Source organism: Clostridium sp. 7_2_43FAA, from assembly GCF_000158375.2.
In the GTDB taxonomy this organism is placed as follows: domain Bacteria; phylum Bacillota; class Clostridia; order Clostridiales; family Clostridiaceae; genus Clostridium; species Clostridium tertium.
The window spans coordinates 2,695,690-2,708,302 of record NZ_JH815222.1; the positions used below are offsets into that span (position 1 = coordinate 2,695,690).

4 protein-coding genes and 1 pseudogene are annotated in these 12,613 nt (G+C 29.9%); 1 reads left to right on the top strand and 4 read right to left on the bottom strand.

All coding sequences use genetic code 11. From position 1 onward, the window contains the following. Positions 1-142 precede the first annotated feature (142 nt). The 3 genes and pseudogenes from CSBG_RS14100 to CSBG_RS18105 form a co-directional block, all read right to left on the bottom strand. Positions 143-4,567 carry a glycoside hydrolase family 2 TIM barrel-domain containing protein gene (locus CSBG_RS14100; RefSeq protein WP_008680591.1) on the bottom strand — a complete coding sequence of 1,475 codons (4,425 nt, stop codon included), beginning with the start codon at positions 4,565-4,567 and terminating at the stop codon, positions 143-145. A 469-nt stretch (positions 4,568-5,036) separates the two neighbouring features. Further along, positions 5,037-10,301 carry a beta-N-acetylglucosaminidase domain-containing protein gene (locus CSBG_RS14105; RefSeq protein WP_008680593.1) on the bottom strand — a complete coding sequence of 1,755 codons (5,265 nt, stop codon included), beginning with the start codon at positions 10,299-10,301 and terminating at the stop codon, positions 5,037-5,039. A 693-nt stretch (positions 10,302-10,994) separates the two neighbouring features. Next, positions 10,995-11,153, bottom strand: a pseudogene (locus CSBG_RS18105) (family 1 glycosylhydrolase); the annotation flags it as partial. Positions 11,154-11,409: 256 nt separating this feature from the next. On the opposite strand from CSBG_RS18105, the gene CSBG_RS14110 reads away from it, so the two are divergent. After that, the gene (locus CSBG_RS14110; protein WP_008680595.1) at positions 11,410-11,562 is read left to right on the top strand and encodes a zinc-ribbon domain-containing protein; all 153 of its coding nucleotides are present in this window, start codon (positions 11,410-11,412) and stop codon (positions 11,560-11,562) included. A gap of 243 nt (positions 11,563-11,805) precedes the next feature. Here the strand turns inward: CSBG_RS14110 and CSBG_RS14115 are convergent, their stop codons facing one another. Further along, positions 11,806-12,600, bottom strand: coding sequence for a hypothetical protein (locus tag CSBG_RS14115; RefSeq protein ID WP_008680598.1), 795 nt, complete (start codon positions 12,598-12,600; stop codon positions 11,806-11,808). Positions 12,601-12,613 lie beyond the last annotated feature (13 nt).

Below are 12,613 nucleotides of genomic sequence, written 5' to 3' on the forward strand. Positions count from 1 at the left end.
TGATTACATTAAATATTTGTTACACATAAATATTGGGTAATATAAATTTATTTTTAAAGAAGCAATAGACAAATCTATTTTTATTTTCTTTATATAAAAAATGCCCCAAGAGAAATTCCCTTGAGGCATATAAAAGTATAAATTATTTTAATCCGTATTTTCTTTTTCTTAATATAACTGTTCCTACTCCTACTAGTACTAAGGCTAATACAAGTATTTGAGTACTTGATACCACTGAACCAGTTGAAGGCAATTTAGTATCACTATCTCCTGTTGAATTGCTTGAGTCATTTGTATTTCCTTGATCATTTGAACCGCCTTGATCCCCTGGATTACTTGGATCTACAGGCTTACTTGGCTCTATTGGTTTTTCTGGATTGCTAGGATTTTCTGGGTTTGTTGGTTCACTTGGATCTACAACTTCAGGAACTTTTTCAAATTTAGCATTTAATACTACATCAGAATTAATTATAAATCTGTAAGTTGCATCTTTGCTAACTTCTTTTCCTTCTTCCTCAAACCAACCTATGAAGTTGTATCCTTCATTTGCTGTTGCAATTAAAGTAACTTCTTCACCTTCCACATATTTTCCTGCGCCTGCAACTGCACCACCTTCTGTTTTATTTACTGTAACTGTATATTCTTTTGGTGCTGGTAATACATAATTTACAGTATAAGCATTTTTAGATCCATCTTCCGCACGAACAACAATTGTTGATTTATTATTATAGATTGGTAATATAGTTACTGATGCATTATCAATTGCAGTTGCTTCAACTAACTCTGGTAATTTTTCTAAATTAATTGAGTATTCATTTGTATCTGGATCAAAGCTTTCTAATGCTTTACCATCTATTTTTATTTCTGTTAAAGTATTTGTTGTTTTAGCATTTTCTTGCATTACATATTCATAAACTTTTACTTCTGTTAATCCAATACAATTTCCAAGTTGTGGTTGTTGCATATAAATTCTAATACTATCAGTATTTATAACTTCATCTAAGAAATAAGTTGTTTCACCAGCTGTATGTGATACTTCTGTTGTATTTGTATGTGGAGCAACAACATATTCTCCATTTTCATTTTTGTAGCTAATTTCAACTTTCTTTGGAATTCTCGCACTTAAGTTATCTGTAAATAACCATAAATCTAGACGATCTATATCGTATTTATTATTCCAATCAAATTGAACATATGCTCCCTTAGGTTCACCATTTTCTCCAGTTAAATTACGCTCATTCCAGTTTGTCCAACGTTCATTAACATTTTCCCCACCATTTGTAATTCCATTATTAATAGAATTTAAGTTATCTGCTGTTACTTTACAACTTTGAGATAATGTTGGAACATCATCATTTTCACTTGATTTATTTATTGCAAGATTTCTAGCTGATTTTAAAGCTGGAACTATACGTACATTTGCTGTAACATTATAAGTTTTACCTAATAGTTCTACAGTTCCGGGAACAGAAACATTTGTATTTTCTTTTGAAAAATCTAAACCATCTAAATTCCAATTAACAACAAATTCTTCTGATTCAATACCATTTGCTAAATATCCTTTTACTGTCTTAGGAAGTGTAGGATTATTTCCTGCATATGCGAAGGTTGATAGATTTTCCATTGAAACTACATCACCTAGTACATGTAAATTAACAACTACTGCAATATCTGTACCTACTAATTTACCAGTAACTTTAAATATTTGTGGAGTGCTTAATTGTACTTCATCATATTCATTCCACTCAACCTTTATAGTTTCAGTAGTGCCATCACTATATCTAGCTGTAACTTCTTTTGGTAATAATGGCTTTTCTTCTAATGATACATAATAATCTTTAACTATATCATACGATTCTATATATTTATCATCACCTGCTGTATTTACAGTATTAATAGTTATAGATTTAGATTCTAATCCTTCACCTGAAACAGTTAAAGTTATATCTCCAGCATCTTTAGTTGATTGTACTATAACTAAAGCTTTGCCACTGAATGCACTTCTAGTTCCTAATTTATCAGTTTCTGGCTTATATCTATCTGTATCAGCTGCATTTCCATTATCTAAACCAACTATTTTACCATTTCCCTCAAGAGTGTAATTTAATCTATTATTAGCACCGGAAGCTATGTTTCCATCTTCATCTACTAAATCAACAGTAATATAAGATAAGTCATATCCATCTGCATTTATAGTAGTCTTATCAGCACTTAAATCTACAGTAGATACCTCTCCATAGGTTGTTACTGAAGATCTACCTTCTGTATTAGTTAATAAATTTCCACTCTTATCATATCCCTTAGCTTTAATTGTTCCTGCTTCATAAGGAACTGTAAAGCTTGGGTATAATGAATCGTTATCAAAAGTATAGTATTTATAACCTATGCCTGTAGTATGTTCAGTTGCAGTTTTAGTTCCAACTAACCTATCATTTACATATAATTCTACCTTATAAGCATCTGTAAATACATCAACCTGCACATTCCCATTAGAAACTGAAATATCTTCTCTATTCCACGTTGGTAATACATGTAATGTATTTACATCATCATTCCATTGACTTTGATATAAATAATAAACATCCTTCTCAAATCCAGCAGTATCAACTATCCCAAAATAACTTGATTTTGGAGCGGCTCCTTTGCCTGAAACACTGCCAGTTCCAATTCCATTCCATGGTGTAGGCTCTCCAATATAGTCAAATCCTGTCCAAACAAACTCTCCTGCATTATAATCATATTTTATTGTATATTTCCATGCATCACTTGCAGAATGACCCCAACCTACTTTATTTGAATTATTATCAAACTCTGGAATTTGTAAATCTGCATCACTTTGAGGATTCTTATTTCTAACCTTATAATACCCTCTACTATGAACTGCACTACTAGTTTCTGATCCATAAAGTATCCAGTTAGCTTTACTATTTCTTAAACTGTTAAATTGATTTTCATTAGCATAGTTAAACCCTACTATACCGCCATTATTAGCAACGACATCTGAAATAGCTACGGCATTAGTATTGCCAAGTCCCCCCTTACTCTTGTTATCACCAATAGTAACAGGTCTTGTTGTATCTTCATCTTGAATCCACTCAACAATATTTTGTGCAATTGTAGAATAGTTAGAAGAGTTTCCACCTATCCCCTCTAAAACTTCGTTTCCTATTGACCACATAATTACTGATGGATTGTTTATTGAAGTTTTAACCATTGTTCTAGCTTCAAATTCTCCCCAAGACATTCCTGGCTCTCCATTAATTATTTGATTGCCTTCTTCTATAGGGGTATTGAAAAATTTAGAAAAGTCATTTACATTACCATTCTTAGAGTTTGTCCAAGTATCAAATGCTTCGTTTATAACTAAAAGCCCTAATCTATCGCAAATTTCTAATAACATTTCACTTGCAGGATTATGAGTAACACGAATTGCATTTACACCCATTTCCTTCATTATCTCCATTTGACGCTCAACGGATCTATAATAAGAAGCCGCTCCTAAAGCCCCTTGGTCATGGTGCATACAAACACCCTTAAGCTTCATATTTTCTCCATTCAATGAGAAACCTGTATCTCTATCAAAATTGAAATATCTAAATCCAAAGTCTGCATAGTAAGTATCAACTACTTCATCATTTACTATAACTTCATTTTTTATTTTATACATATTTGGGTTATCAACTGACCATAAATTCGGATTATTTACTACTGCTGTTTGTTTAAAAGTAAAGTTTCCATTTGCAGCTATATTTTCAGTTGTTTCTACTGGATTACTAACTTCTTCTCCATCAGAATTTACAACAGTAGTTTTAAGTTTAATATCACTAGTGTTCTCTGATTCATTTTCTACAACTGTTTCAACTACTACATCAACATTTCCGCCTTGCTGTGTTTGTATTTCTGGTGTAGTAACAGTTGTTCCTAAATGTGAAACATGGATAGAATCTGTAACTGTTAAAGTAACATCTCTATATATTCCACTTCCTGAATACCATCTACTACTTGGAATTGGATTTTTTACTTTAACTGCTATTACATTTTCACTTTCTCCATCACATATCAATTCATCAGTAATATCAAAAGCAAATGCTGTATAACCATAGTTATGTTCACCTACTAGCTTACCATTTACATAAACTTCAGCATTCATATAAACACCATCAAAGTTTATAGTAAATTCTTTGCCTTTATATTTTTCTGGAATAACAAAATGTTTACGATACCATCCAGTACCTCCTAATAAAAACCCACTTTCAGCTTCACCTTCAACAGTAAAATCTCCTTCAATACTCCAGTCATGTGGTAAGCTTAAAGAACGCCAAGATGAATCATTAAAATCAAGAGCTTCTGCACCTGCTTGCTCACCTTTGTAAAAGCGCCAATCTTGGTTAAATAACGTAGATCTTTCTCCATCCTTAATAAAACCTACATACACTGTTTCAGCATTTTGTTTTTGCTTAGCTTCAGCATTTAAAGGTATTGCAGATGTTCTAGTTGTTGGTACTAAGCTAGTCATTACAGACATCCCTACCAATAAAGCACAACATTTTTTTTGAAATGGTCTCATCTTAAATCCTCCCCTTATAAAATATCTTTTTTATTTATTTGAATAATATTATTAAAACTATTTAAATTTAATAATATTAAACAATACCCTATAAGTGTATTTAAATAAAATATTAATGAATAAATAAATGATTATTATATATCTCCAAGCTTACTTACTATGATTTATTTTTCTACCGTTTCATCCAAAATAATATACGTTATATACTTTAAAATCTTTTTACTACATTTTATTTATACAATAATTTAAAAATAATTAATCAAATATAAATCTTATTTATTTAATATTCCTAATATCTTTTAATCCATTTTATTACATATTTCAAATTATATCATTATTTTCCAGTCTCATGTAATTGTTTACTAAACCTGTTAGAAATTTATAGATTTATCTAAGAATTTTAATAATTTCAATTTATAAACAATTGAGCCCCAAGGGAAAATCATCCTGGGGCTCAGAAAAATTTAAATTACTTTCTTCTTCTTAGTACAGTTCCAGCACCAATAAGTGTTACTGCAATTCCTACTAATGCAAGTGATGAAGTTCCTCCTGTTAGAGGTAAATTACCACTACCATTATTAGAATTGTTATTACCATTGTTGCTGTTGTTATTGCTGCCATTATTATTGTCTCTTACTACTAGCTGATCTATTGCTTTTTGTAATTCAAGCTCTGCTTTTAATATATCAGCTTCTGTAGCATTTTTATCTTTTAATACTTTTTTAGCTGCTTTTAATTTTTCACTAAGGACTTCAAAACTTTCTTTTGTATAATCCTTCTTCTTATAACCTTCTGCTTTGTTGATTAAAGCTTCAAGTCTTTCTTGGCTTGGTTTTACTTTTAATTCAGAGAAAGCTTTAAATAATTCATCATAAGCTTTTGAAACTTCTTCTTCAGTTGCATTCTCATTTAAAAGAACTTCCTTTGCAATTTCTAATTTATCTTTTAAAGTATTCCATGATTCTTCTGTATAATTTTCACTATTTAAGTTCATTATATCTTCTATTAAATCAGTTAAAGCTCCTTTATCTGTATTTTCAAAAGATAAAGATTCTATTGCCTTAGTTAATCTATCTACTGATGCATCTATAACTTCTTGTGTTGCTTCTTCATCTGCTAATATAGCCTTAGCTTCATCTAAAGCTTCTTTAAATTCAGCAACTAATGATTCATCTTCAACTTTTGAAAGATCTTCTTCTGATATTGAACTTGCTTTATCAACTAAAGCTTGTAATTGTTCTTTATTTGCAGGTTTATTTTCAACTACAACTAAAGAATCGATAGCTTTATCAACATTGTCTATAGCTTCTGTTACCATATCTTTTGTTGCATCAGCATTAGCTAAAACAGTATTTGCAACTTCTAAAGCTTCCTTAAGAGCATTGAATGTTGCTTCTGTGTACTCTACATCACTACCTATAATAGCATTTGCTTTATTAATAACAGCTTTTAAATCTTGAATATCAACTAATCCAGTTATTGCATTTACTAAATCTTCTTTAGCTTTATCAATATCAGATTGACTTACACTTGCTAAATTATCTAATGTAGATTTTGCAGTTTCTAAAGCTTCAGTAAATATAGCAAAACTTCCTGATGTGTAGTTTTCTGCTATATACTCATCAGAAGATGATATTAATTCTTCTAAATCAGTTATATTTGGTATATCATAATTATTGATTGTAACTATTTCATATATAGTAGGAGCTACCCCTTCCCAATCAATTCTTATTTCATAGATGTTATCATACTTAGTATTTAGAATTTCATTTAAACTCTTATCTAGTGTTCCAAGTTCATTCCAAAGTTCTTGTCCATCTTCATCATATCCAGTTCTAACCATAACTTTAGCATTCGAAATACCATTGCCACTTTGAACAATATTTATCTTCTTAACATCTGTATTTTCAGATAAACGATATGTTAAGCTTCCTGATTTTACTTGTCCATTATTAGTATTTGGTTTATATGCTGTAGTTAAATCGGCATCCTTAATATTTTGTGGGCCAAATCCTTCTACCTCTATTGGATTAGAAACAAAAGTTGGATCATTTACAGCTGGAACATATTCACCATCGTTAATTAAGATTTCGCTTATTTTAACCCATCTATGCATATAATTTGCAGTAAATAGTATTCTTAAATATCTTGCTTCTTTAGCTGAATCTAATTCACCTTTTACAAAAGCATGAGAAATTGGAACTATAGTAGTACTATCTCCATGATCATATCCAGCATCAACTGGCTTAGAATTAATATCACTATCATCATTTTCTATACCATCACCAATAGTTATTACATCTGTCCATTCTTTTCCATCTAAAGATATTTGGAATTTAGCATCTCTTAGATAATTTATTTCTGTATCTAGAACAGCATAAGTAATATTACTTATATTCATAGTTTGTCCTAGATCAAATACTATACCACTATCTTTTCTTGGATAAGAATCAAATGATGCTGATGAATTAAAGTTTTTATCAAATATGCTTTCTACTTTACCATTAATTTTTACAAATGATTCTACTATAGATGGAGCATAAATTTCATTAGATTTAACTTCAAATTTATTTAAATTGAAAGTAACATCTTTATTAGCTATTAATCTAACATATCTAGCATCTTGTAAATTACTTCTTGACTCTAAATTAACATCAGTCCACTCTAATCCATTCATAGATATTTGTAATGCTAATCCATCCATATTTGATACTTCTAAAGCTATTTCACTTAAGTCCTTAATTCTATCTAACTTAATTCCTATATATTCATTAGCCTGTAAAGTTATATTTTCTTTTGGAGCTAGCTTTGTTAACTCTTCATTTTCAAAAATTGATGCAAGTTCTAAATCAGTATTTGTATAAACATTCTTTGTTGATACCTCTGAGCCATGCTTTTTCACACTAATTTCTGAGAAGATTACCCATTTATGTGCATCTTCCTTGTTAGTTAATCTAACATATCTAGCTTCTTTTCCTTCAAGATTTTCTTCAATTATATCTTGTCCACTCTCTTTTCCTGTATATTCTTTAAATGTTGTCCAATCTTGATTGTTTATTGAATATTCTAATTTGTAACTAGTCCACTTATCTCCCGAACCATTTCTTCCAACAACAAATCTAACATCTCCTACTGGAATTACTGACCCTAAATCTAATCCAATGTAATCTCCAGCATAACTCATATCTCCTGCATGAGTTTTATACCAAACATCACTTGAGTCATTACCATCTAATAAGTTTGACTCAGATCCACTATAAATTCCTTTCCATCCTGGAGTTCTTATTATAGTAGCATTTATTCCAGGTTCTTCTTCTACAATATCATCTTTATTAATTATTATGTCTTTAACACCAAACCATGTATTTGATCTATCTTTAGTTGCAATCACACGAACTCCCATTGCATCAAGATTTAAACCATCAACAGTAATTTTACTTGGCATAGTATAAACTTCTTCATTTAAATCTATCCATTCTCTACCATCCACTGTATATTGAAGCTTAGCCTCTTGCATTGTGTCATTTGGATTAGAAATAGCACCTAATGAAAATTCTATGTCTTTAATATTAATTACTTTATTGTACTTAACACCAATATAAGTTCCTGCTACTATAGTATTCGGATTCTTATAAACAACTTCAGTTGAAGGATTGTTATCTAAAACATTTGATAAGTTTCCAGCTGGAACATCTGATCTATTAGTTATAACAGATGCAACTACCTTAGATGGATCTACTATACCAGAAACTATTGGAGCTAAAGCTTGTTCCATAGTTTTTATGAATGGAACAATATGTTGAACACCTACCTCTGCATATTCAGTATGATCTACATAGTGGAATCCATAAGACTTTGACTTCTCAAATGCAGCTTGTGCTTCTGAATAGTTTGTCCAAACATCATTATTATTTCCTTCTTCATTTGCAATAATAGCTTTTAAGTATCCAATTGCTGCTGTTGTTGTATCTTCCCAGCAATTTAACCAGTAAATTATTTGATCTCTTGTCTTTGAATTTCCTGGATTATTTTTATAATAATCTGTTGCATCTTTAAGTTTTGTAAATTCTTCAATTAATGCTAATGCATCTTCTTTAACAAGTGCACCAGAATCATATTTTTCTTTAAAAGCTGTTAATTTTGGAGCTAATTCGATAGATTCTTGTAATGCAGTAACACGACTATCCATATTTTGATTTATCATGTGCTTACTAATTTCACGTAAAGCAGCTGAAGATTCGGTTTCTATAGCTGTATTATGATCCATATATTTAAATGAATCATTCCAGTTTTGATCTGCCTCTGCTTTAGTCTCCCAAATATTCCAAGAGTAATCTGCAACTGCAAATAGCGCTGATTTGTTAGCTTCTGATTGTTGCATTGGATTTAACATTATTCCTTCAATTAGTGTTGGATCTACTCCTGGATGTAAGAATGTATCATTCCCCCCCATTATTAAATGTTTCTTAGAATTATCTGAACATGGCCAGTTAATCCAATAATATGGTGCTCTACCTGTATTATTCTTAAATGTTTGTGAGAAGTTTTGAGTTACTTCCCCCCAAATTCTTCCACCAGTCATAACAAGTTGTACATTTTCTGGAGCTTGTTTTAAAGAAGTGAACTCATTACTTGATCCATTTCCCATATAATCAAAAGGAATGTACGGTAATGTAGTTTTCATATCAGGATATTGTGACTTTACTTCAGTTTCTAACCAAGTAGTTATGTCATTTACTAATCTAAGCCCAAGTTCTCCACCTGGATTAGCAAAGTCATCTGCAAGTATAGCAACTTGCCTAACACCTTGATCTATAACTTGTTTAAGCTTAGCTTTTAAATCAGTTAAATCCTTTTGATATCCATCTTCATTTTTATTAATTCCAAAAGGATCATTTCCTGGGAATGGATGAATTCCATATACAAACCTACACTTAGAAGCATTCCCTGCATCAGCTAACTGTTTAATCCATGTAAGCTCATCTTCAGTGTAAAGAGAACGCCACTGAACTCTATGCTTTGGATCATCTTTAGGAGCATAAAAGTAAGCATTTAACTTATAATATCCACCATAAGTCATAAGATCACTTCTGTCTTCTACTGACCATGGATTTCCATAGTACCCTTCTATAAATCCTCTAGTAACTACATTTGCATAGTCTTCAATTTTAAAATTCCTTATTCTATTATTATTTATTTGATTTACTACATGATATAAAGTTGTTAACCCATAAAAAGCTGCATCTGTATCTTTTCCAAGAACAGTAATAATGTTATTGTCAGCGGCTAAGAAATAAGAATCAATTTTACTAAAAAGATTCTCTGTTGATAAAGTGTATTTCTCTGCATACTTATCAACAAATTCACCAGAGCCTTCAATACCTACTAAAATATTAGTTTTTCCATCAATAACTGCATTAGATGATGAAACTTCATATCCAATATTATTAGCTTTTAAAATTTCATTTTCAAGACGAGCTTTAGTATAAATATCTATACCAGATTCATAAACAACGTTTACACCATTGTCAAAACTAAAACTTCCTTCCTCATACTCTATACTTTGTGGTGATGGATAAATTTCATACTCAGTATTTTCTAATGTAGTAACTTCAACAGTTTGCACTCCATTAGCTAGAGTTTCAGCCGATACACTAATTGTGCCTGACATATTTGATAATAATATGGCACCTGTAAGCATTGCTGATAAATATCTTTTCGATTTCTTTATCATTACCTCTTTCCTCCTTAAATTTTTCTTGTCATGTATTTGCTCTTGCAAAATGGACATATCTAAGTTTGATTCTTCTATAATTGTGCTTCGACTTGGCTTCTTTCATAATTTGATTATTTTTTATAGCACTATTGCATAAAAAAAGCTGAAAAGGATAATAAATCCTTTTCAGCTAATGCTCAAACTTAATTGATTACACGCTAACTTAAAACAAACACATTACATTATTTTCATATATATTATACTAATTTTTTCCTTAATTGGCAATACACTTTTTTTTGTTTTTTCTGAATATTTATATTTTTTTATCTTTTCAAAATATAAGCTTTTTGAGAATCATCACTATTAATAAGAATCTCTATAAAGCTTTCATCTTCAATTAACTTCATTATTTGTGTATTAAATCAATATTATTTTCACTATTACCACTAGCAATAGTTATAGATATTCTGACATTCTTATGACTACCAAATTAAACTATGGTTTTAAAAGTACTTATTTCTACTTCAATTAATCATACCTATATAATATAAAAAATAATAAATAATACACATTAAATATTGATTATTCATTTGATAATTAATAATCCACAAGGTGGTCGCGAAACGCGACTCCCTTGTGGTAATTATACTACTCTTTTCTCAATATCTAGATGAAAGCTTCAAATCTCCTCAGTCTACTATTACATTATTATTATAAAACTTCGCCGTTAGATTCTATTACTTTCTTATACCAGTCAAAAGATTTCTTTTTATATCTTTTAAGTGATCCACTACCATCATTATTTCTATCTACATAAATGAAACCATATCTCTTTTTCATTTCTCCAGTTGTAAATGATATTGGATCAATGCATTCCCAAGTTTCCTTTTATTTTTTAACATCATACATATTTGTAATAATTTTATATATAATATATAATTATTTTAAAATTTTCAAAAAATAATTAATATTTTTTACAAATACTATTGCATTATATTTATATCCATGTTATTATAAATGAGTAGCAAGTTGCTAACAAAACAAAAAAGTTTCATTTCGATAATTAGTTTCTCATAAATTAGAGATTATTATCAAATTAGAATCTTTAATTTTAGGAGGACTATATATGTCAGATAAAACAATAACATGCAGAGATTGCGGAAGCGAATTCATTTTTTCAGTAGGAGAACAAGAATTCTATAAAGAAAAAGGATTCGATAACGAACCAACAAGATGTATTTCTTGTAGAAGAGCAAAAAAAGAACAAAATAGAAGATAATTTTAGATTGTTATAAGCTATAGTGAAAACTATAGCTTTTTTATTTTTTATTATCTTCTTCATTACTTATATTTATTTATATATATTTATTGAAAGTTATTTAAAGTAACTTATATATAATACAAAAAGTGCCCAATTACTTAGGCACCTTTTAATCTATTTTTCCTTTGCAATGTTAACTTTTAATTTTCATTTATTTTATTTATTAATTACTATATAATTAATATTCATCAATAAAACAATTTAGATTTCATCTATCCATCCCCATGCTTCTATTTGGATTAACGCAGGAAACTCTGACTCATCTTCATTTTTTATTAGATCTGACAACCTTATCCATTCAACTTTAGATAGTGGAATGTCAAAATACTGACACTCTGAACTATTAGTTGTTTTTAATATCATTTCTTTACCAGTTGATAATGATAATTTAACGCTTGTCCAATAACTGTCATGTGGATAATCAGCTCTCAAGAATAAACCTATTTTATTTATTAAAACTTCTTTTCCAAATTCAACAGTTATCTCTGCATCCTTTTGTTTATTTATTCCCCAAGATTGATATGGCCATCTTCCATGTCCATCAGTTACACAAATCCCATCTATTGCATTACTTGCAAAGAATACCGATTCATTTCTAGTTTCAACATTTGCTATTGCATGAGGATAAACACCTGTTCCGTTCTTTTGATCTGCAGGATTCAATGCTACATTTCTATACTTTATTAATTCCTCTTTAGTAGGTCTTTCAACTGAAAAATAATGCCTATCGCCTTCAAACGCTCCAACTGGATAAGCTACCTTAGCTTCTTCAGTAAAAGGAAATATATAATGCATCTCAGTGCCTCTAAAATAAACTAATGATTTGTCAATACACTTGTTTATCTTAACCCATAAATATTCTCCGGGATTAGAGTTAATAATTTTTACTGACGCTCCATCATCTAGAGTTCCCTTGTAACCTAAATATACACGGTCTTCACTAAATGCTTCTTTAATAACTTCTCCATTTCCTGAAATCAATTGAACCTTTAACATTTTATTATTCTCC